This is a genomic window from Nonomuraea sp. NPDC049714, assembly GCF_044465295.1.
Taxonomy (GTDB): domain Bacteria; phylum Actinomycetota; class Actinomycetes; order Streptosporangiales; family Streptosporangiaceae; genus Nonomuraea.
In genome coordinates this window covers 385,745-405,879 of the sequence record NZ_JBITLM010000002.1, presented here as the reverse complement: position 1 = coordinate 405,879, position 20,135 = coordinate 385,745, and the positions used below count along the sequence as shown (strand labels likewise).

The window sequence follows — 20,135 nt, the reverse complement described above, 5'->3', positions numbered from 1 at the left end:
GTCAGCGATCGCCACGCTGGGCCGGGTGACCTGTCGCAGTGAGGCCGGAGGAGCGCAACGTTTCATCCAGTTGGCGTACATATGTGGTGGTCGCCCAGGGTTCCAGCCGGGTTCGGGCTTGGTTGATCTCGTTGGCCAGGCGAGTGGAGCTGTGCTGCCGGGTGATGTTGGCTGCCTCGGTCAGCTTGGCGGCGGCTTCGGGGATCTCCTTGGTCATGGTCAAGGCGCGGGCGTATTGGGTGAGCACCCACGCATGACGCCCTTTGAGTCTGGGGTCCAGCCTGGTCAGATACCGTTCGGCTGCCGCTATGACAGGTTTGGGTTGGTTCTGCTGGACCAGCGAGGTGCTTCTCCTGAGTTCTACTTCCGATGGCGAGACCCAGTACAAGAACGCCGGTTCGTTGTCCTTTGGCGCTCTGGCCGACGCGAGCGCGTTGTCATGTGCGCGGGCACTCGCCGCAGTATTGCCCTCAGCCGCATAGGCGAGTGAGAACAGTGTTTCGTGCAGAGGGGCCAGTAGCTTACTCGGAGATCGGGCGGCCCAGCTTTGAACGGCGAAGGCGTGGTCGAAAATGGCGGCGGTGCGGTGCTGGTCGGCGGCCAGCCTACCGAGCCAGTAGTGCACGAAGGCGATCAGCGTTGGGTCCCCGAGGTCGTGCGCGGCGTGCAGGCTGTCGAGCAGGGGTTGTTCGGCCGCCGTGTACTCGCACAGGTCGTAGGTCAGGTAACCGGTCAGCTGCGACAGTTGTGCGTACGTGTCGAGGAGCCGGTCGCGCAGGCCGGGTGCCATCGACTCGCAGGCGAGGAGCTTGCCGACTGCCGCTCGCTGTCCATTGATCACCGGCAGCAGCGTCGCGGGGCCGGACACGTCGTCGGCCTGCCGAGCCCGCAACGTCAGCTTCTCGAAGGTCCGCACCGTGGCCTCGTCCATCCGCCAGGTGCTGCGCAGCACCCCGGCCAGGCGCTCTTTTTCGTCAGGGGTGAGGACCCGCAGCAGACTGAGCGCCTGACTCCCGCCGAACACCGAAGCCAGTTCGAAGAGCAGCTCGCGTCGCTTCACGTCGGCCTCCACGGCACCGGTGGCCTGCAGCAGCCGAACGCACGCTGCGGCGTCCACGAGCGACGTGTCAGCGGAGGTGACTGCTGCGCTCTCGTCCATGGTGACACGGCTTGGAGCAGCGATCCGGTTAGTGTCTACGTGGCGAAAGTCCGCCTGGTCGATCAATTCATGATCTGCGGCTCCGTACGATGCCAGAGTCGCGTTGTGCACCAGGTTGCGCGCGCTGGTCTGGTAGATCTTGGCCAGGGCCGCGAGCAGGGGTGCTGGCGGCCGACGTCCCGTTTGAGGCCACGCCTCGAAGTCGTACAGACGTGCCTCGCGAAGTGCGGCGGTGCCTGCCGGGTCGGCGTCGTTGACCAGGGCGGCCACGTCGGCGGCGGTGCGGCCGTGCGCCAGCCGATACAGCCGCAACGGGCTCACGTCGTGCGTGAGCGCGATCACCTCGGCGATCTGATCCCAGGTGAAACCCTTCTCCCGGAGCCGCTGACCCCACAGGCGGGCCGGTTGCGGAACTCGGTTGCCCTCGCTGGACATCCGCACCACCTCCACTCTGAGTTCGATTACTATAAGTAATGAAAATATTACTCATAGTGCTGGGTGCGTGCGAGATCGACGAGAAGGGAGTGGCTGGGGTGCCGATCATGAAAGCTGAGGGATTCACCCAGGTCAGTCTCAGTTCAGCGGGAGTGGTTTTGAGACTTGAGGTGGGGATTCAGGAGGCCTGCCTGGTGGTGCAGCCTTTCGGTGACTCACCGATCTCTTTCCCCACGGAGAAACCCCAGTGCCTGACACCGCCGCCGCCCTGATCATTCCCCGGCAACGCGAGCAAGACCAGCCGTGCCACGTCAAACGCGAGCTCGTCGAGGCGATGATCGACCTGCACCCCGGTGGCATGGTCTGGCGGCGCACCTTCCCCGGCACCTTCGACCAGGTCCCGGCCGCCCGCCACTTCACCCGCTTCCTGCTGCTCGACTCTCCCTGCCAGGACGACGCCGAACAGATCGTCGCCGAACTCGCGGCGAACGCCGTCCAGCACAGCAGCAGCGGCCGCTCCCGGGGCACCTTCATCGTCGAGCTCACCCGCACGACGGCCACGATCACCATCGCGGTCTACGACTGCGGCTGGGGTGGCGTTCCCCGCTTCGGCGCCCGGTGCCGGACCATCGCCGAGCACGGCAGGGGCCTGGCCATCGTCGCCGCGCTCGCGGACCAGGCCGGGTACGAAGGCGACGATGCGATCGGCCACAGAGTGTGGGCCAAGATCCACTCTCCGTTTTCCGCCCGGACGACGAGATTCTGACCTTTACCCGGGCGGGCCCGTCCTCCCGGCGACATCGCGCCGCACCCTCCGGTTGGGCGGCCCGCCGTCTCACCTGACCGACGGTGAACCCGGGTCCCGGCCATCGGCGCGCTGGGCGATATGGTGTGCCACCATGCCTGATTTCTCCTGGATGGACGCCGGCACCGCCTACTTCGCCGCCCGCTTCGACGGGGCCGACCTCTACGCGGACTCAGCCCTGCCGGGCTGGACGCGCCGGCACGTGGTGGCGCACGTCGCGGCCAACGCCCGCGGCCTCGGCCGGCTCGCGCACTGGGCCGCGACCGGCGAGGAGACGCCCATGTACGCCTCCGCGCAGGCGCGCAACGCCGAGATCGAGGAGCTGGCCACGCTCCCGCCCGAGGCGCTGGTGGCGCTGTTCGAGCAGACCGCCGCCGACTTCCGCGCGGCCCTGCTCAGCCTGACGGCGTCACAGTGGGAGGTTCCGGTACGGACTGCGCAGGGCGCGGTGGTGCCCGCCTCGGAGATCGTCTGGATGCGCTGCCGTGAGGTGTGGATTCACGGCGTGGACCTGGGGACGGGCGGCGGGTTCGCGGACTTCCCGCCGGACCTGCTGGACGCGCTGCTCGCTGACGTGACCACGCGATGGGAACGGCGCGGCGAGGAGCATGCGCCCGTGCTGATCACGACCGACACCAAGGCGACTTTCCGCTCCGGTGACGCGAAGGGCCCTGAGGTGTACGGGACCGCCGCAGAGTTGGCAGCCTGGGTCACAGGACGCGGCCCTGCACCGCATCCGGGGGCGCCGGCGATCGGCGGCTGGCTCTAGGGAAGGTCAGCCCGGTCACGTCTTCCCGGAGTCCCACGAGCCGGCACTGAAGGTGCGCAGCAGGACGATCAGCACGGCCCCGAGCCGCCAGTCCGATCCCGGCGCGTGCACATGCAGCTTGTCGCCTCTGGATCTGAACTCCAGCGGCATCTGACCACCCGCGCGCCACCTGATGCGCCGGGGGCCGCGCGCGACGCCACCCTCATTGCCGGGGACACTGTCGAAAACGGAGAACACGAGGATCAGCACCTGCATGGGCAGCAACAGCCACCACAGGCACCACCACACGATCCGGCCCTTGAAGCCCACCGCGTCAGGGCCGCCGGGCTGAGTCACGGTCCAGCGGGTGCGCAGGCCCCTGCCACGGAGCGCCTTCTCGCGCACGAACGTGCCGATGAGCTCACCGTGCGCACCGAACGCCTGAAACGTCGCGACGCCGCCGGTGGCTGACTGGGTCACCAAGGTGGCCACCCGCTCCCGGCGGTGCTCGTCGGCCCACAGGACGAAGGAGCGAGCGCCGCTGCCGCGGGCCGCGAGGTATGCGGGTATGCCGCCCGGCGGCAGCTCGCGCTCCACGTACGCGACCACCCGGGCGGGTCCCGATCCGTCGGAGAAGTCGACCATGCCCATGACCGGCGCCGGAGTGCCGCCGCGGATGCTTCTCCGGGAATATCTCATGGTCAGTACGCTGCTCACCCGACGCGCTCTCCTTCGTGCTTGGGCAGGTGCGGCTCCAGTCAGGCCCACTGACGTCTGTCAGACAACCCCGCCCCACAGAGGGCGAACGATACACCGGTCGGCCCGTCACACGACCCGTCGGACAGGCGGCTGCGCCCGGTGGGAGCTCTTCGGCGCGGCCGGCCGAAGGCAGGTCAAGCGTCCACGGCTCGTGAGGCGTACTGGCTGGCAGGGCGGGGCAGCCCGTAATGCGAGCGCAGGGTCGAGCCGTCGTACTCCGTCCGGAACAGGCCGCGGCGCCGCAGGATGGGCACCACCTCGTCGGCGAACAGGTCGAAGCCGCCGTTCAGGTAGGGCGGCATCACGTTGAAGCCGTCGGCCGCCCCGCCCTCGAACCACTCCTGCATGCGGTCGGCGATCTGCTCGGGCGTCCCGGCGGTCACCCAGTGCCCGCGGGCTCCGGCCAGCTGGTGCAGGAGCTGCCGGATCGTCGGCCGCTCCCTGTCGATGATGTCCACCACCACCTGGAAGCGGCTGCCGTACCCGCGCTGCTCGTGCGTGGGCAGTTCCTCCCGGGGGACCGGCCCGTCCAGGTCGTACCCGGACAGGTCGATGCCGAGGAACTGGCGGAGCTGCTGGATGGAGTACTCGGGCTGGGTCAGCTCGTTGAACTCCTCCCGCAGCGCCAGGGCCTCGGCCTCGGTGGAGGCGATGAACGGGCTGATCCCCGGCAACACCTTGACCAGGCCGGGATCGCGGCCGGCCGCCTTGACCCTGGACTTCACGTCGGCGTAGAAGTCGCGGGCGTTGGCGAGCGTCTGGTGCGCCGTGAAGATCGCTTCGGCGTGGCGGGCGGCGAAGCCCTTGCCGTCCTCCGAGGAGCCCGCCTGCACGTAGACGGGCCTGCCCTGCGGGATGCGCGGCGTGTTCAGCGGTCCCCGGACGCGCAGCCGGTCCCCGGAATGGTCGATCGGATGAATTTTCCTGTCATCAGCGAAGATGCCGGATTTCTGGTCGATGACCAGCGCGTCGTCCTCCCAGCTGTCCCACAACGCCGTCACCACCTCGACGAACTCGTCCGCCCTGGCGTACCGCGAGGCGTGCGCAGGATGCTCGTCGAGCCCGAAGTTCTGGGCCGCCTGCGGCGCGCCGGTGGTGACGATGTTCCAGCCGGCCCGGCCCCGGCTGAGGTGGTCGAGCGAGGCGAACAGCCTGGCCAGGTTGTACGGCTCCAGGTAGGTGGTGGAGGCGGTGGCGATCAGCCCGATGTGGCTGGTGGCCGCCGCGATGGCGGACAGCCAGGTGAACGGTTCCAGCCGGAAGCGGCTGGCGTACCGGACGTTGTCCGGCAGTGAGGGCCCGTCGGCGAAGAAGACCGCGTCGAACGTGGCCGCCTCGGCCCGCCGGGCGAGCTCCTGGTAGTAGGTGATGTCGAGCACCCGGTGCGGCTCGGCTCCGTGATAGCGCCAGGCGGCCTCGTGGTGCCCGGCCGGGTAGATGAAAAGGTTCAGATGGAGCTGTGTCACGCGCCTTCTCCTGTCACGCCGAGGGCCAGCAGCAAATCGGTACGGATGTCGGTGGTGCTCGTGCCCGGCCCGAGCCGCCGCTCGGCGGCGATCCGGCCGGAGTCCAGCACCAGGACGCGGTCCGCCAAGGCGATCGCCTCGTCCACGTCGTGAGTGACCAGCAGCACGGCGGGGCGATGCCGCTCGACCAGGCGGCGCAGCAGCCCGTGCATCTTGATCCTGGTCAGCGCGTCGAGCGCGCCGAAGGGCTCGTCGGCGAGCAGCAGGCGCGGCTCGCGTACCAGGGATCGGGCCAGCGCCACCCGCTGCTGCTCGCCTCCGGACAGCTCGCTCGGCCAGGCCCGCTCGCGCCCGGCGAGGCCGACCTCCGCCAGGCTCTCCCGGCCTCGCCGGGCGCCCGCGTCCAGGCCGAGGATGACGTTGCCGAGCACCCGCTGCCAGGGCAGCAGCCGGGCGTCCTGGAAGACGACCGACATCTGCGCGGGCACCTCCACCAGCCCGTCCCCGGCCACGTCGTCGTCCAGCCCGGCCAGGGCGCGCAGCAGGGTGCTCTTGCCCGATCCGCTCCGGCCGAGCAGCGCCACGAACTCGCCCGGCGCGATCTCCAGATCGAGGTGGTCCAGGATGAGGCGGTCGCCGTAGCGGCGCGTCAGTCCCTGTACGCGGGTCAGCTCGCCAACGTCCGTCGCCATGACAGCGCCCTCCTCTCCACCAGCCGGACGGCGGCGTCGGAGAAGAGGCCGAGCAGGCCGTACAGGACGATGCCCACCAAGATCACGTCAGTCTGCCCGTACGTCCGCGCCAGGTCCATCATGTAGCCGATGCCGGTGGTGGAGTTGATCAGCTCGGCCACCACCAGGTACAGCCAGGCGGTCATGACGGCGAACCGCATGCCGAGCAGGAACCCCGGCAGCGCGCCGGGCAGGACCACCTTGCGGACGAACGCCCCACGGCGCAGATCCACGGTCTCGGCCAGCTCGACGTAGCGGCTCTCGATGCCGCGCAGCCCGTTGTGCGTGTGGATGTAGATCGGCACCAGCACGCCGAGGATGATGACGGTCACCTTCATCACCTCGCCGATGCCCAGCCACAGGATCAGCAGCGGCATCATCGCGAGCGCCGGGATGGCCCGCTTGATCTGGATCGGCCCGTCGATCACGGCCTCACCCCAGCGGCTCAGCCCGGACACCAGCGCGAGCAGCGTGCCGAGCGGGACGCCGATGGCCAGTCCCAGCCCGACGCGCTGGACCGACGCCAGCAGGTGCTCCTGCAGCCGGCCGCTCGCCACCAGCTCGCCCGCGGTGGTGACCACGGTCCACGGCGGCGACAGGAACCGGGGGTCCAGCAGTCCCGAGGCCGAGGCCCCGGCCCAGAAGGCGAGCAGCAGGACCGGCCCCACCAGGAAGCCGCCCCTGATCGGGCGGCGCGGCCGCAGGCGACGGCGGCGGCTCCGCGCCCGTGCGGGCGCCACGGGGCGGGCGGTGACGAGCGTCATGACGTACCCTCCTTGATCGCGTCCGCGCCGACCGTCCGGTAGCGCAGGTCGTAAAGGTCCACGGCCTTGACGGCCTCGTTGCCGGTCTCCCTGGCGAGGATGTCGATGGTCTCCTGGTGCCTGGCGATGACCTGGGACCAGTCGGCGGGGATGTCCGGCTCGCCCGCCAGGTCGACCAGGTAGCGGCCGTCCTCGGCGGACAGGCCCTGGTCCTTGACGTAGTAGCCCTCGATCCACTCCTCCGGATGCTCGTAGACCCAGGCGGAGGCCCGCGCCCAGGCCGCGACGAACTCCCGGATCGCGGCGGCCTTGGCGGGATCCTGGAGCGTGACGGTCCGCACGTACAGATGGGCCGGATCGTCACGCAGGCCGTGGCGGAGGGTCGTGGCGCCGTCCCGGCCGAACTTGGAGACGTACCGCTTGATGTTGACGCCCCCGATCGGCGCCACGTCCACCTGCTTGGACGCCAGCGCGTTCGGGTAGACGTCGCCGGTGCTCGGCAGCTCCACCAGGGTGACGTCGTCCTTGGTGAGCCCGGCCCGGGTGAGCACCCGGAGCACCAGCGCGCCCTGCGCCTGGCCGGGGCTGTAGGCGATCCGCTTGCCCCGCAGGTCGGCGAGGGTCCGGACGGTCACGCCCGGCGCGATGCCCAGCTCGTAGGTCGGATGGTCGAGCGGGTCCTTGCGGAACCTGGCGGCGACGATCTTCACGGGCAGGCCGGTCCAGGTCGCGTGGAGCGGCGGGATGTCGGCGACGGCGCCGACGTCCAGCGCGTCGGCTCTGAACGCCTCGGTGGTCAGCGGGCCGCCGCTGATGTTGGCCCACTCGATGTCGAACGAGAACGTGTCGATCTCACCGGAGAGTTCGAGCGCCACCTTCGTCGGCGGATCTCCGATGATCAGTTTGGTGCCCCGGGGGACGGAGACGGGCAGCGCCGCGTCCGCCGCGAGCACCGGCTTGCCCGCGTCCCGCCCTTCACCTCCGGCGCACGCGGCCAGGCAGGCGAGCAGGAGTACGGCGAGTGCTGGTCGTAACAGCGAGACAGGCATCCGACATGACCCTTCGACGAGCGACGAGATCAACCCCGCACTCACGATAGGCATGCTGGTGAAGCTAAAGCAATATTTCCTACCTGTTTTCTAGGTAATAGCCTCGCCGAGATGACGGACCAGCCGTCGGGCCGGTCAGCTCAGCAGCTTGCGGGCCGCCTCCTCGATCTCTTCCTCCGACAGCAGCACATGGTTCGCCGCGGCGCCCAGCGGGATGAAGCTGTCGGCCGAGGTGACCCGGGCGATCTTGCCCTGGAACCCCGCGTCGACGAGCTCGGCGATGACACCTTCGGAGACGCCGCCGTTGTGCCGGGTCTCGTCGGCGATCAGCACCTTGCCCGTCAGCTCCGCCGCCCGTACCAGATCCTCCACCGGCAGCGGCGCCAGCCAGCGCAGGTCGAGCACCCGGCAGCTGACCCCCTCCTGGGTGAGCCGGACGGCCGCGCGCAGGCTCATCCGCAGCCCGTTGCCGAACGTCACGATCGTCAGGTCGCGCCCGTCGCCGTAGGAGCGGGCGCGGCCGATCGGGACGTGCGTCTCCGGCCAGCGCGCGGGCGGCGCGTACGGGGCCAGCCAGCCGCCGTCGCCCGAGTCGAACAGGTCCTTGGTGTGGTACAGCGCGATCGGCTCCAGGAACACGCAGACCGAGCCCTCGGTACGGGCCGCCGCCAGGCAGGTGCGGAGCATGGCCGAGGCGTCGTCCGGGCGTGACGGCGCGGCGACGACCAGCCCAGGGATGTCACGCAGCGCGCCGACGGCGTTGTCGTTGTGGAAGTGGCCGCCGAACCCCTTCTGGTAGGCCAGGCCCGCCACCCGCACCACCAGCGGGTTGGGGAAGGCACCCTGGGAGAAGAACGACAGCGTGGCCGCCTCGCCGCGGATCTGGTCCAGCGCGTTGTGCAGGTAGGCCAGATACTGGATCTCCGGCACCGGCAGCAGCTTCGACACCCCCGCGCCGAGCGCCAGCCCGAGGATGGACTGCTCGTCGAGGAGCGTGTCGAAGACCCGGCCCCCGCCGAACCGCTTCTGCAGGCCCCGGGTGACGCCGTAGACGCCGCCCTTCTTGGCGACGTCCTCGCCGAAGACCATCATCTCCGGGTAGACGGCCAGCGCGTCGGCGAGCGTGCGGTTGATCGACTGGGCGAGCGTCATCGGCTCTTCCGTCTCGGGCAGCGTGCCCGCGAACGCCTTCGTCCTGACGGCGCTCTCCGCCGCGACCGGGCTGATCTTGGCGATCAGGTCGGTACGGCGTGGCGCGATCGGCTCCATGACCTCCTTGGCGGAGGTCAGACGCGGAGTGCGGGTGGTCTCCAGCGCGATGCGCAGTACGTGTTCGCGCGACAGTTCGTACCGCTTGAGCAGCTCTTCCGGTGTGCTCAGCCCGGCCTCCACCAGCAGCCGGGCGGACCCCAGCAGCGGGTCGCGCGCCAGGTCGGCGCGGATCTCCCGCTGGGTGCGATAGGCCGCCTCGACGTCGGAGCCGGCGTGACCCATCAGCCGCACGGTGGACAGGTGCAGGAAGGCGGGGGAGCGGCTGGTGCGCACGTACGCGACGGCGCGCAGGGCCGTGTCGTAGACGTCGGCCAGCTCGCAGCCGTCGGCGGTGAAGTATTCGATGCCGGGCCGGCGGGCGGCCGCCTCCACCCAGCCCCTGGGCGTGCGGACGCTGATGCCGATGCCGTTGTCCTCGCACACGAACAGGATCGGCAGGGGCTGTCCCTGGTGGGTGGCGTAGGCGGCGGTGTTGAAGCCCGTCAGCGCCGAGGCGTGGTTGATCGAGGCGTCACCGAAACTGCAGACCGTGATCGCGTCGTCCGGCCAGGCCGCCGCGGTGTCGAGCGCGCGGGCCCGTTCGATGGCGAAGGCCACCCCGACGGCCCGCGGCAGGTGGCTGGCGATCGTGGAGGTCTGCGGGATGACCGCGAGGTCGGGATGGCCGAACACCTTGTGCCGGCCGCCCGCGATGGGCTCCTCCGCCGAGGCGGTCAGGCCCAGCAGGACGTCGCGGATGCCCTGCTCGGCCAGCCGTCCCGCCTGCTCCGACCGGGTCAGGTAGAAGGCACCCGAGCGGTAGTGGAGCAGGGCCGGGTCGTCGGGCCGCAGCGCGGCGGCGACGGCCGCGTTGCCCTCGTGCCCGGCCGAGCCGATCGTGTAGAAGCCCAGATCCTGCTCGCGCAGCCACCGGGCGGCGATGTCGAGCAGCCGGCTGTCGAGCTGACGCTGGTAGAGAGTACGGCACTGCTCGCCGGTGAGAGTGGTCCCCTCGCGGACGGGACCCTCGGGATCTCGAACCGCGCCCGTCTCGAGAGCGGCCACCGCTTGAACGAAATGAGTCTCAACTGTGTCGCGCGCCACAGTGCCGATTATGTCTGCCGTCGGCTCTCCCGTCTGCCAGTCGGCGGGGAGATGTTCTGGACCGGTCCTTTTGACCCAACTCTTTGACAGATTGTCAGAATTGAGAACTTTGGACCTTGGTGCGGCGTCTACTGGGACGAAACACGTGGCACCCTCAATGCCGCGTTGAAACCACTGGGGTGTCCAGAAAGGAAACCCGTATGTTACAACGCATCCGTGTAGTCACCGTCGCGCTCGCGATGGGCGCCGGGGCCCTGGCCCTGACGCCGCCCGCGTCGGCGGAAGTCCAGGTCGCGGCACCGGAGATCTCCAAGGTCCGGATGAGCCCGGCATCACCGATCGTCGTCTCCGGCAAGGCCGTCACGGCGACGTTCACGTTCTTCGCCAAGGACGCGACCAGCGCCGAGTTCCAGCTCAAGGCGCCCGGCCAGACGGGCGTCTTCACTCCGGTGAACGTCGACGCCGGGGCGAAGCGAGGCGACTGGACCCGGTTCACCGCCACCAAGTCCTTCGACGCCGCTTCGGCCGGCACCTGGAACTTCCTCGCCATCGCCAAGGGCGACGGCGAGGCCTCCACCAAGGGCGCCTTCGAGGTCAAGAAGGAGCTTCCCACCACCAAGATCGTCGAGTTCGACGCCAACCCCGACCGCGTCGACGCGGGAGACGGCATCCGGGTCTCCGGCCGGCTCGAACTCGACGACAAGGGTTACAGCGGGCAGAAGGTCACCATCACCTTCCGCGACCGGGGCACCGACGCCTACCGGCACGTCACCGACGTGACCTCCGGCCGCAACGGCTGGTTCGCCGCCAGGGTGCGCGCCGAGAGCACCGGATGGTGGCGGGCCGAGTTCGCCGCCACGTCCGCGGCCGGCGGCTCGGTCAGCGACACCGACCGGGTCAGCGTCAGGGTCCGGGACCGGGACAGCCGCATCACCGGCTTCGACGCTCGCCCTGAGCTCGTCACCAAGGGCGACAGGCTCAGCTTCACCGGCACCCTGAGCACCGACGACCGCGCCCTGCCCGGTCAGCGGGTCACCATCCGGTTCAAGGCGCACGGCTCACGGCACTGGCAGTACGTCACCAGTGACGTGACCAACCGGCACGGTCGCTTCTGGGTCTCCACCACGGCCGAGGAGTCCGGCTGGTGGCGGGCCGACTTCCGCGGCGCCCGCGGCGTCGACGGCTCGGTGAGCCGCCCCAACTGGGTCCGGGTCACCGAACCACCGGAGAAGTCGGACAGCCGGATCATCGGCTTCAACGCCTCCCCGGAGCCGGTCGAGCGCGGTGACCGTCTGCGGATCTGGGCGGCGCTGCAGATCGACGACGACGGCGACTGGGACGGTCAGCGGGGCAAGGTCCGGCTGTACTTCAAGGCCAACGGCTCCGACACCTACCGGTACGTCAAGTCCACCTGGTCGGGCGAGAGCGGCAGGCTCTTCACCACGGTCAGGGCCTGGGACTCCGGCAGGTGGAGGTTCGTCTACGGCGGCGACGAGGACACCAACGGCGACACGAGCCGCTCGGACTACGTCCGCGTGAGGCGCTGATCCCGTAGAACGAAGAGGCCCGGGACGAACCCGTCCCGGGCCTCCGTCACGTCTAGTTGACCCGATCGGCGGGGGCTGTCGCTCCCAGGCTCAGAAGCATGCTCTTGATCTCGCCGAGCTGGTCGTCCACCTTGGTGAATCGTTCGTCGACCTGTGCGAACCGTTGGTCGACCTGTGCGAACCGTTCGTCCATCTGCGCGAACCGTTGGTCGACCTGCGCGAACCGTTGGTCGACCTGTGCGAACCGTTGGTCGACCTGCGCGAACCGCACATCCGTCTGAGCACTGAGCTGGTTGAATCGCTCATCGATCTTGTCGAGCAGGTTGGTTGCGACCGCGTCCACCCGCTCGTGAAGGGTGGTGAAACGTTCTGCGATTGTCGTCTCAGGCACACCACTCACTGTACGAGACTCGAGGGCGGAGAGCCTGACTTCGAAGTCGCTCATTCGAGCTTGCAAACTGAACACGGGGGGTTCCTTTCCACAGAGGGATGTCACAGCATGCATGGGGAAAGTTACCGTCCGTGAATCTCTTTCTGCATTCGAACACCAGACTTTGGTTGGCGCTCCAACCAGGAGGGTCTAGTCGGCGCGTCTGAACTGGGCGATCCCCACGCCCAGCAGCACTGCTCCCAGTGCCGCGACCAGCCCGAGCTCCACCGGGATCGGCACCTGCCAGCCGAACCACTGCACCCCCGGGTTGAGCGTCGCGTTCACCGCCGGCGGCACGTCCAGGGTCGCGAAGACCGCCTGCCGCATCGGGTCCACCGCGTACGTCATCGGGTTGACGACGGTTAGCACGTGCAGCCACGACGGCAGGTTGGCCAGCGGGAACATCGCCCCCGACAGGAACATCATCGGCATGATCGCCATCTGCATCAGCCCGAAGAACGTCTGCATGTTCTTCATCCGGGCCGCGAGCATCACGCCGAAGGCGGTGATCGTGAACGCCGCCAGGAACATCTCGCCCAGCAGCGTGAGCATCAGGACGGGGGAGTAGGGGACGCCCACCAGCCCGGCCATGGCGAGGATGATGACGCCCTGCCCGGTGGCGACGATCGCGCCGCCGAGGCACTTGCCCACCACGATCGCGGCGCGCGAGACCGGCGCCACGAGCATCTCGCGCAGGAAGCCGAACTCGCGGTCCCATACGATCGACCCGGCGGAGAACATCCCCGTCATGATCACCGTCATCGAGATCATGCCGGGGTACATGAACGTACGGAAGTCCACTCCCGGGATCGACCCCTGCACCAGCGAGCCCAGCCCGGTGCCCATGACGAACAGCCAGAGCACCGGCTGCAGCAGCATCGACATCATGCGGGTGCGGTCGCTGAGGAAGCGCAGCATCTCCCGGTGCAGCACCACCTTGACCGCGCGCAGGTCGTGACCGGCGCTGCGGGCGGGCACCCGCACCCTGATCGCCTCCGTGGCCATGGTCATCGCCTCGCCATCGTGCGCATCCACGCCATGCTGTCGTCGCCGGCCTCGGCGTCGCGGATCGTGGAACCGGTGTAGGACATGAACACGTCGTCCAGCGAGGGACGCGACACGCTCACCGCGGTGATGGGCATGCCGAGCTCGGCGAACAGCCGTGGCACGAACTCCTCGCCCGAGGCCACCGCGAAGGTCACGGCGCCTTCGTGCACGGCGGCCTCCAGGCCGAACCGGTCGCGCAGCGCCGTGATCGCGGCCTCGTCGTCACGGGTGTGGATCTGCACCCGGTCCTTGCCGACGCTGGCCTTGAGCTTCTCGGGGGAGTCGATGACCACCACCTCGCCGTGGTCGATGATCGCGATCCGGTCGCAGTACTCGGCCTCGTCCATGTAGTGGGTGGTCATGAAGATGGTGATGTCCTCGCTGATCCGGAGCTGGTTGATGTAGCCCCAGATGGCCGCGCGGGTCTGCGGGTCGAGCCCGACGGTCGGCTCGTCCAGGAACAGCACCCGGGGCGAGTGCAGCAGACCGCGGGCGATCTCCAGCCGCCGCTTCATGCCGCCGGAGAACGTCATCACCTTGGCGTCCTTGCGGTCCCAGAGCGCGACCATCTCCATGACCTGCCGGATCCGGTCGCCGACGACGGCCTTGGGCACGCCGTACAGCTCGGCGTGGAAGCGCAGGTTCTGCTCGGCGCTGAGGTAGCCGTCGAGCGTCGGGTCCTGGAAGACCAGCCCGATGTTGCGGCGGACCTCGTCGCGCTCCTTGACCACGTCGTGCCCGGCGACCGTGGCGGTGCCGCCGGTCGGGTTCACCAGTGTGCAGAGCATGCTGATGGTGGTGGTCTTGCCCGCGCCGTTCGGCCCGAGGAAGCCGAACACCTCTCCCGACGCCACCTCAAGGTCCACGCCCTTGACGGCCTCGATCTTCCCGTACGTCTTGCGTAACCTGTCGACGGCCACAGCCGTTTCGGTGCTCATTCAATCCTCCGCCAGAATCTGGAACACGGACTTCCGGGTCTGCGTGAGCAGTTTCTTGGCCTCGGCGACCTGCTGGTCGTTGGCCGTCCGGGCCAGGTGCACGAAGGCCTCGCCCAGTTGCGCCCACAGCAGGCGCAGCTCGTGGCGGTCCTCCGGCACGGTGCGGGCCACCTCGTCCCAGGGCGCCTCGCGGCCGAGGTGGCGGGCTGCCTCCTCGGCGCCCCGCTCGGTCAGCCGGTAGGTGCGGCTGCCGCCGCCGTCGTCGCAGAGGACCAGGCCCTCGTCCTCGAGCTGCTGGAGCGCGGGGTAGACCGAACCGGGGCTGGGGCGCCAGACGCCGCGGCTGCGGACCTCGATGTCCTGGATCATCTGATAGCCGTTCCTGGGCCCCTCGCTGAGCAGGCTGAGCAGGGCGGCTCGGACGTCCCCGCGCCGCACCCTCGGCGAGCTGTCCAGGTCCGGGGCCATGGAAGGCATCGGCGGGAACGGGGCCGGTGGCTCCTGCCACCTTCGGGGGTCGCGCATGCTGTCACCTCTCACCTATCGAGATAGGTGAAAGATATATCTAGATAGTAGACACGACAAGACGCTTTCGGCGGATCGGCGGGATGTTAGCGGGCGTTAACTGAAGCCTCGATCGCGGCGCGCGCCATGGCGTGCAGGAGCGGCCGCATGTCCTGCGGCGGCAGCTCGCCGGCGCTGTGCGGAGTGGAGTTGAGCAGGCCGAAGATCGCGTGGGTGGCCGCGCGCAGACGGGCCGGCGGGCACGACGGGTGCAGCTCCGCCAGGACGGTCACCCACTCCTCGACGTACAGGCGCTGCAGTCGCCTGATCTGCCGCCGCTCGCGCTCGGGCACGTTGCCGAGCTCTCTGTCGTGCACGGTGATCAGCGCCGGCTGCTCCAGTGCGAAGGTGATCTGCGCGTGCAGCAGCGCGTCGAGCGTCTCGCCCGGCCCGCGCGCCGTGGTGGCGACCGCGACCGCCGACTCGCGCAGCCGCGAGCTGATGTCCAGGAGCATCTCGGCCAGCAGCGCGTCCTTGCCGCTGAAGTGCCGGTAGAGCGCCGGGCCCGAGATCCCGACGGCACCCCCGATGTCCTCGATCGAGACGCCGTGGAAGCCGCGCGCGGCGAACAGGCTCGCGGCGGCCGCCAGGATCTCCGCACGCCTGTTGCCGCGATTCCGGGTAGGTGCCTGGGCAGTGGTCACGTCTCACATGCTAGACGGTTACGTTAATGATGGCTAACATCGTGGCCATGATGAGAGGGGACACATGAGCGACTGGCCGGTGCTGAAGTCGGCCGCCGACCGTGCGAGCGAGGCCTTCAAGCGCAACGCCGAGCTCAACGAGCGGCTCGCCGCCGACCTCCTCGAACGCCTCGCCACCGCCGCCCTCGGCGGCCCCGAGCGCTCGCGGCTGCGCCACGTCGAGCGCGGCAAGCTGCTGCCGCGCGACCGCGTCGACGGCCTGCTGGACCCCGGCTCGCGCTTCCTGGAGCTGTCGCCGCTGGCCGCCAACGGGCTGTACGACGACCAGGCGCCCGCCGCAGGCATCATCACCGGCGTCGGCAGGATCTCCGGCCGCGAGTGCGTGGTGGTGGCCAACGACGCCACCGTCAAGGGCGGCACCTACTACCCGATCACCGTCAAGAAGCACCTGCGCGCCCAGGAGGTGGCGCTGCACAACCACCTGCCGTGCGTCTACCTCGTCGACTCCGGCGGCGCCTTCCTCCCCAAGCAGGACGAGGTCTTCCCCGACCGCGAGCACTTCGGCCGCATCTTCTACAACCAGGCCACGATGTCGGCGCGCGGCATCCCGCAGATCGCCGCCGTGCTCGGCTCCTGCACCGCCGGCGGCGCGTACGTGCCCGCCATGAGCGACGAGGCCGTCATCGTACGAGATCAGGGCACGATCTTCCTGGGCGGTCCGCCGCTGGTGAAGGCGGCCACCGGCGAGGAGGTCACGGCCGAGGAGCTCGGCGGCGGCGACCTGCACGCCCGCGTCAGCGGCGTCACCGACCACCTCGCCGAGGACGACCCGCACGCGCTGGCCATCGTCCGCGACATCGTCTCCACGCTGGCCCCCCGCGCCGCGCGCCCCTGGGACACGACCGAGCCCGAGCCGCCCGCGTACGACCCGCGCGACCTCTACGGAATCGTCCCCGCCGACACCCGGCAGCCGTACGACGTGCGCGAGGTCATCGCGCGACTGGTCGACGGCTCGCGGTTCCTGGAGTTCAAGGCCGAGTACGGCGCCACGCTCGTCACCGGCTTCGCCCGGCTGCACGGCCACCCGGTGGGGATCGTCGCCAACAACGGCATCCTGTTCAGCGAGTCGGCGATGAAGGGCGCGCACTTCATCGAGCTGTGCGACCAGCGGCGGATCCCGCTGGTGTTCCTGCAGAACATCAGCGGCTTCATGGTCGGCAAGGCCTACGAGGCGGGCGGCATCGCCAAGCACGGTGCCAAGATGGTCACCGCCGTGTCGTGCGCGCGGGTGCCCAAGCTGACCGTGATGATCGGCGGATCGTTCGGAGCGGGCAACTACGCCATGGCCGGGCGCGCCTACTCGCCCCGGTTCCTGTGGATGTGGCCGAACGCGCGCATCTCCGTCATGGGCGGCGAGCAGGCGGCGAACGTCCTGACCACGGTGGGCGACGCGGACGCCGACGCGATCCGGGCCCAGTACGAGCACCAGGGCAACCCGTACTACTCCACGGCCAGGCTCTGGGACGACGGCGTGATCGACCCGCTCGACACCCGCACGGTCCTCGGCCTCGCCCTCTCCGCGGCGGCCAACGCCCCGCTCGACCCCATCGGCTACGGCGTCTACCGGATGTGACGGTGCACATGGCTCACTCACCCAGCGCGCCCTTCGAGCGCGTGCTCGTCGCCAACCGGGGCGAGATCGCCGTGCGGATCATCCGTACGTTGCGCACACTCGGCATCACGTCGGTGGCCGTGCACACCGCCTCGGACGCCGGGGCCCGGCACGTCGTGGCGGCCGACCTCGCGTACCAGATCCCGAATTATCTGGATATTTCGGCAATTGTGGAGGTGGCCGGGGCGGCCGGGGCGCGGGCCGTGCATCCGGGGTACGGGTTCCTGGCGGAGAACGCCCTGTTCGCTCGCCGGTGCGCCGAGGCCGGTCTGGTCTTCGTCGGCCCACCGGCCGGGGCCATCGAGGCCATGGGCGACAAGATCCGCGCCAAGGCCACGGTGTCGGCCGCGGGCGTCCCCGTCGTCCCCGGCGCCGCCGAGCCCGGCGACGACCTCACCACCTGGCGGCACTTCCCCGCGCTGATCAAACCGTCGGCCGGGGGCGGCGGCAAGGGCATGGCCCTGGTCACCTCGGCGGCCGACCTGCCCGACGCCCTGGAGTCCGCCCGCCGCACCGCGACCGCCGCCTTCGGCGACGGCACCCTGCTGATCGAGCGCTACATCGGCGACCCGCGCCACATCGAGATCCAGATCCTCGCCGACGGCCACGGCGGCGTCGTCCACCTCGGCGAACGCGAGTGCAGCCTGCAGCGGCGGCACCAGAAGATCATCGAGGAGTCCCCGTCCCCCTTCGTGGACGCCGTGACCCGCGAGCGCATGGGCTCCGCCGCCGTCGAAGCGGCCCGCGCCGTCGGCTACACCGGCGCGGGCACGGTCGAGTTCATCGTCGACGGCGCCACGGGCGCCTACCACTTCATGGAGATGAACACCCGCCTCCAGGTCGAACACCCGGTCACCGAGCTCGTCACCGGCCTGGACCTGGTCGCCCTCCAACTCCACGTCGCCGCCGGCCGCCCCCTCCCCTTCACCCAGGACGAGGTACGCCTGACGGGTCACGCCGTCGAAGCCCGCATCTACGCCGAAGACCCCGCCCGGACCTTCCTCCCCACCGGCGGCCGCATCCTCACCCTCCACGAACCGCCCCCGACCCCGGCCTCGCCCCCGGGAACCCCGCCGGCCGGCGCCGCACACCTCGGCCCCGGGCCGGCGGGAGTGGGTCCGGCGGAGTTCGGCGCCTTGTACGGCGCGCAACCGTTCGTACGGGTGGACTCCGGGCTCGTCGAAGGCGGGGTCGTGGGCAGCGAGTTCGACCCCATGCTGTCCAAGGTCATCGCCTGGGCCCCCGACCGGGCGACCGCCCTGAGGACCCTGGACCAGGCCCTGGGCGAGACGACCATCCTCGGCGTCACCACCAACATCCCGTTCCTGCGATCCCTGCTCACCCACCAGGCCGTACAAGCGGGCGAGCTGGACACCGGCCTGGTGGAACGCATCCTGCCCGACCTGCTCCCCACCACGGCCGTCCCCGACGAGGTCCTGGCCACCGCCGCGCTCGTCTTCCACGACACCCCCAAGGGCACCGACCCCTGGGACATCGCCGACGGCTGGCGCGTCGGCCCGCCGGCCTGGACCGCCTACCGCCTGGAGTCGCGGGACGGCGTACACGAGGTCCGGGTGCGCGGCCTGCCGAGAGAGGCCGCCGAGGTCCGTACGGCAGCCGCAGCCGGAGCGGCAGAGCAGCACCTCGGCTCGCGCGATGCCGCCGGAGCGGCCGCGCGAGTGGAGCGGGGTTTCCCCGCGACCCTGCGGGCAGGCGGGCAGAGTCTCGCCGTCACCCTGGACGGCCGTACCGAGAGGTACGCCTGGGCGCGCGACGGCGAGACCCTGTGGCTCGGTAAGGACGGTCACACCTGGGCGCTGACGCGGCACCGCATCGGCGACCCGGGCGACCGGCCGGGCGCGGCGGGCAGCGGGGACGGCGTCGTCAGGAGCCCCATGCCAGGCACCGTCCTGGTCGTCAAGGCCCAGGTGGGCGACCGGGTCGGCGAAGGGCAGCCGCTGCTGATCGTGGAGGCCATGAAGATGGAGCACACCGTCACCGCCCCCCGTGACGGCCTCGTCACGGAGCTGCCCGTGCAGGCCGGCCAGCCGGTGGACATGGACGCCGTACTGGCCATTGTGACAAGCACAGTGACCAGTGAGGAGGCGTGATGAGCAGGTCGTATCCGATGCGGGACCTTCCGCATCAGGTCACCGTCCACGAGGTGGGCCCGCGCGACGGGCTGCAGAACGAGGCGGCGATCGTGCCCGTGGAGGTGAAGGCGGAGTTCGTCGACCGGCTCGCCGACGCCGGGCACAAGGTGATCGAGACGACCAGTTTCGTGCACCCCCGCTGGGTGCCTCAGCTCGCCGACGCCGAGGAGCTGCTGTCCAGGCTGCACCGCCGGCCGGGCGTCCGCTACCCGGTGCTGGTGCCGAACATGCGCGGCCTGGAACGGGCCCTGGAGCACGGCGTGGACGAGATCGCGGTCTTCGCCAGCGCCACCGAGACGTTCGCCGCCAAGAACCTGAACCGCAGCCTGGAGAGCCAGTTCGAGATGTTCGAGCCGGTGGTCGCCAGGGCGCTGGAGGCCGGGATGCGGGTGCGCGCGTACGTGTCGATGTGCTTCGGCGACCCGTGGGAAGGGGCCACGCCGGTCCCGCAGGTGGTGGCGGTCGGCGAGCGGCTGCTCGGCCTGGGCTGCTACCAGCTCTCGCTCGGCGACACCATCGGCGTCGGCACCCCCGGGCACGTGACCGCCCTGATCGAGGCGTTCGGCTCACCGGACCGGCTGGCGGTGCACTTCCACGACACCTACGGCCAGGCGCTCGGCAACACGCTGGCCGCGCTGCGGGCGGGGGTGACCACGGTGGACGCCTCCACGGGAGGCATCGGCGGCTGCCCCTACGCCGAGTCGGCCACCGGCAACCTCGCCACCGAAGACCTCGTCTGGATGCTGCGCGGCCTCGGCATCGAGACCGGGCTCGACCTGGACAAACTCGTCACCACCAGCACCTGGCTGGCCGAGCGGCTGGGCCGGCCCAGCCCCTCCCGCGTCGTCCAGGCCCTCTCGAAAGGCTGA

At 70.0% G+C, this 20,135-nt stretch carries 18 protein-coding genes; 6 read left to right on the top strand and 12 right to left on the bottom strand.

Features of this window, described 5'->3' with window-relative positions; translation table 11 throughout:
* Window position 1: 1 nt before the first annotated feature.
* Window positions 2-1,594: a hypothetical protein gene (locus ACIBQX_RS08805; protein ID WP_397002203.1), complete on the bottom strand. Its 1,593-nt coding sequence runs from the start codon at window positions 1,592-1,594 to the stop codon at window positions 2-4.
* 247 nt (window positions 1,595-1,841) lie between these two features.
* Between ACIBQX_RS08805 and ACIBQX_RS08800 the strand changes: the two genes are divergently transcribed.
* Both ACIBQX_RS08800 and ACIBQX_RS08795 read left to right on the top strand, forming a co-directional pair.
* A complete protein-coding gene (locus ACIBQX_RS08800; RefSeq protein ID WP_397002201.1) occupies window positions 1,842-2,360 on the top strand; it encodes an ATP-binding protein in 519 nt (172 codons plus the stop codon).
* Window positions 2,361-2,493: 133 nt separating this feature from the next.
* Window positions 2,494-3,168 carry a maleylpyruvate isomerase family mycothiol-dependent enzyme gene (locus ACIBQX_RS08795; protein WP_397002199.1) on the top strand — a complete coding sequence of 225 codons (675 nt, stop codon included), beginning with the start codon at window positions 2,494-2,496 and terminating at the stop codon, window positions 3,166-3,168.
* Window positions 3,169-3,183: 15 nt separating this feature from the next.
* Here the strand turns inward: ACIBQX_RS08795 and ACIBQX_RS08790 are convergent, their stop codons facing one another.
* The 6 genes from ACIBQX_RS08790 to ACIBQX_RS08765 all read right to left on the bottom strand — a co-directional run bounded on the left by ACIBQX_RS08790 (window position 3,184) and on the right by ACIBQX_RS08765 (window position 10,232).
* On the bottom strand, window positions 3,184-3,864 hold the full coding sequence (locus tag ACIBQX_RS08790; protein ID WP_397002197.1) for a hypothetical protein: 681 nt from the start codon (window positions 3,862-3,864) through the stop codon (window positions 3,184-3,186).
* Between the two features lie 176 nt (window positions 3,865-4,040).
* A complete protein-coding gene (locus tag ACIBQX_RS08785) occupies window positions 4,041-5,372 on the bottom strand; it encodes an LLM class flavin-dependent oxidoreductase (protein ID WP_397002195.1) in 1,332 nt (443 codons plus the stop codon).
* Window positions 5,369-6,064, bottom strand: coding sequence for an ABC transporter ATP-binding protein (locus ACIBQX_RS08780; RefSeq protein WP_397002193.1), 696 nt, complete (start codon window positions 6,062-6,064; stop codon window positions 5,369-5,371). The genes ACIBQX_RS08785 and ACIBQX_RS08780 overlap by 4 nt, the downstream gene beginning before the upstream one ends.
* Complete coding sequence (locus tag ACIBQX_RS08775; RefSeq protein ID WP_397002191.1) at window positions 6,040-6,867, bottom strand: ABC transporter permease; 828 nt, start codon at window positions 6,865-6,867, stop codon at window positions 6,040-6,042. The genes ACIBQX_RS08780 and ACIBQX_RS08775 overlap by 25 nt, the downstream gene beginning before the upstream one ends.
* Complete coding sequence (locus tag ACIBQX_RS08770) at window positions 6,864-7,916, bottom strand: ABC transporter substrate-binding protein (protein ID WP_397002189.1); 1,053 nt, start codon at window positions 7,914-7,916, stop codon at window positions 6,864-6,866. The genes ACIBQX_RS08775 and ACIBQX_RS08770 overlap by 4 nt, the downstream gene beginning before the upstream one ends.
* Window positions 7,917-8,051: 135 nt before the next feature.
* Window positions 8,052-10,232 (bottom strand): thiamine pyrophosphate-dependent enzyme, encoded by a 2,181-nt coding sequence (locus ACIBQX_RS08765; protein WP_397002187.1) that lies wholly within the window; start codon window positions 10,230-10,232, stop codon window positions 8,052-8,054.
* Window positions 10,233-10,471: 239 nt separating this feature from the next.
* Here ACIBQX_RS08765 and ACIBQX_RS08760 point away from each other — a divergent pair, with 239 nt between their 5' ends.
* Entirely contained in the window at window positions 10,472-11,818 is a 1,347-nt protein-coding gene (locus ACIBQX_RS08760) for a hypothetical protein (RefSeq protein WP_397002186.1), read from the top strand.
* 52 nt (window positions 11,819-11,870) lie between these two features.
* Here the strand turns inward: ACIBQX_RS08760 and ACIBQX_RS08755 are convergent, their stop codons facing one another.
* From ACIBQX_RS08755 to ACIBQX_RS08735, 5 genes are all read right to left on the bottom strand, one after another.
* Window positions 11,871-12,284, bottom strand: a complete 414-nt coding sequence (locus tag ACIBQX_RS08755) for a hypothetical protein (protein ID WP_397002185.1) — start codon at window positions 12,282-12,284, stop codon at window positions 11,871-11,873.
* Between the two features lie 114 nt (window positions 12,285-12,398).
* Window positions 12,399-13,259 (bottom strand): ABC transporter permease, encoded by an 861-nt coding sequence (locus ACIBQX_RS08750; RefSeq protein WP_397002183.1) that lies wholly within the window; start codon window positions 13,257-13,259, stop codon window positions 12,399-12,401.
* A complete protein-coding gene (locus tag ACIBQX_RS08745) occupies window positions 13,256-14,233 on the bottom strand; it encodes an ATP-binding cassette domain-containing protein (protein WP_397002181.1) in 978 nt (325 codons plus the stop codon). Before ACIBQX_RS08745 ends, ACIBQX_RS08750 begins: the two co-directional genes overlap by 4 nt.
* Window positions 14,234-14,758, bottom strand: coding sequence for a PadR family transcriptional regulator (locus tag ACIBQX_RS08740; RefSeq protein ID WP_397002179.1), 525 nt, complete (start codon window positions 14,756-14,758; stop codon window positions 14,234-14,236).
* Window positions 14,759-14,844: 86 nt separating this feature from the next.
* A complete protein-coding gene (locus tag ACIBQX_RS08735) occupies window positions 14,845-15,441 on the bottom strand; it encodes a TetR/AcrR family transcriptional regulator (RefSeq protein WP_397002177.1) in 597 nt (198 codons plus the stop codon).
* A 64-nt stretch (window positions 15,442-15,505) separates the two neighbouring features.
* On the opposite strand from ACIBQX_RS08735, the gene ACIBQX_RS08730 reads away from it, so the two are divergent.
* Genes ACIBQX_RS08730 through ACIBQX_RS08720 form a run of 3 tightly spaced genes read left to right on the top strand, consistent with a single transcriptional unit; the run spans window position 15,506 to window position 20,135 of the window.
* Window positions 15,506-17,074 (top strand): carboxyl transferase domain-containing protein, encoded by a 1,569-nt coding sequence (locus tag ACIBQX_RS08730; protein ID WP_397002175.1) that lies wholly within the window; start codon window positions 15,506-15,508, stop codon window positions 17,072-17,074.
* A gap of 8 nt (window positions 17,075-17,082) precedes the next feature.
* The gene (locus ACIBQX_RS08725) at window positions 17,083-19,224 is read left to right on the top strand and encodes an acetyl/propionyl/methylcrotonyl-CoA carboxylase subunit alpha (protein WP_397002173.1); all 2,142 of its coding nucleotides are present in this window, start codon (window positions 17,083-17,085) and stop codon (window positions 19,222-19,224) included.
* Window positions 19,224-20,135 (top strand): hydroxymethylglutaryl-CoA lyase, encoded by a 912-nt coding sequence (locus ACIBQX_RS08720; protein WP_397002171.1) that lies wholly within the window; start codon window positions 19,224-19,226, stop codon window positions 20,133-20,135. The genes ACIBQX_RS08725 and ACIBQX_RS08720 overlap by 1 nt, the downstream gene beginning before the upstream one ends.

Bases quoted from the DNA above. Each gene is read 5' to 3' on its own strand.
- ACIBQX_RS08805 (WP_397002203.1), bottom strand. From the start codon at position 1,594: ATGTCCAGCGAGGGCAACCGAGTTCCGCAACCGGCCCGCCTGTGGGGT.
- ACIBQX_RS08795 (WP_397002199.1), top strand. From the start codon at position 2,494: ATGCCTGATTTCTCCTGGATGGACGCCGGCACCGCCTACTTCGCCGCC.
- ACIBQX_RS08780 (WP_397002193.1), bottom strand. From the start codon at position 6,064: ATGGCGACGGACGTTGGCGAGCTGACCCGCGTACAGGGACTGACGCGC.
- ACIBQX_RS08775 (WP_397002191.1), bottom strand. From the start codon at position 6,867: ATGACGCTCGTCACCGCCCGCCCCGTGGCGCCCGCACGGGCGCGGAGC.
- ACIBQX_RS08770 (WP_397002189.1), bottom strand. From the start codon at position 7,916: ATGCCTGTCTCGCTGTTACGACCAGCACTCGCCGTACTCCTGCTCGCC.
- ACIBQX_RS08760 (WP_397002186.1), top strand. From the start codon at position 10,472: ATGTTACAACGCATCCGTGTAGTCACCGTCGCGCTCGCGATGGGCGCC.
- ACIBQX_RS08750 (WP_397002183.1), bottom strand. From the start codon at position 13,259: ATGACCATGGCCACGGAGGCGATCAGGGTGCGGGTGCCCGCCCGCAGC.
- ACIBQX_RS08745 (WP_397002181.1), bottom strand. From the start codon at position 14,233: ATGAGCACCGAAACGGCTGTGGCCGTCGACAGGTTACGCAAGACGTAC.
- ACIBQX_RS08740 (WP_397002179.1), bottom strand. From the start codon at position 14,758: ATGCGCGACCCCCGAAGGTGGCAGGAGCCACCGGCCCCGTTCCCGCCG.
- ACIBQX_RS08730 (WP_397002175.1), top strand. From the start codon at position 15,506: ATGAGCGACTGGCCGGTGCTGAAGTCGGCCGCCGACCGTGCGAGCGAG.
- ACIBQX_RS08725 (WP_397002173.1), top strand. From the start codon at position 17,083: ATGGCTCACTCACCCAGCGCGCCCTTCGAGCGCGTGCTCGTCGCCAAC.
- ACIBQX_RS08720 (WP_397002171.1), top strand. From the start codon at position 19,224: ATGAGCAGGTCGTATCCGATGCGGGACCTTCCGCATCAGGTCACCGTC.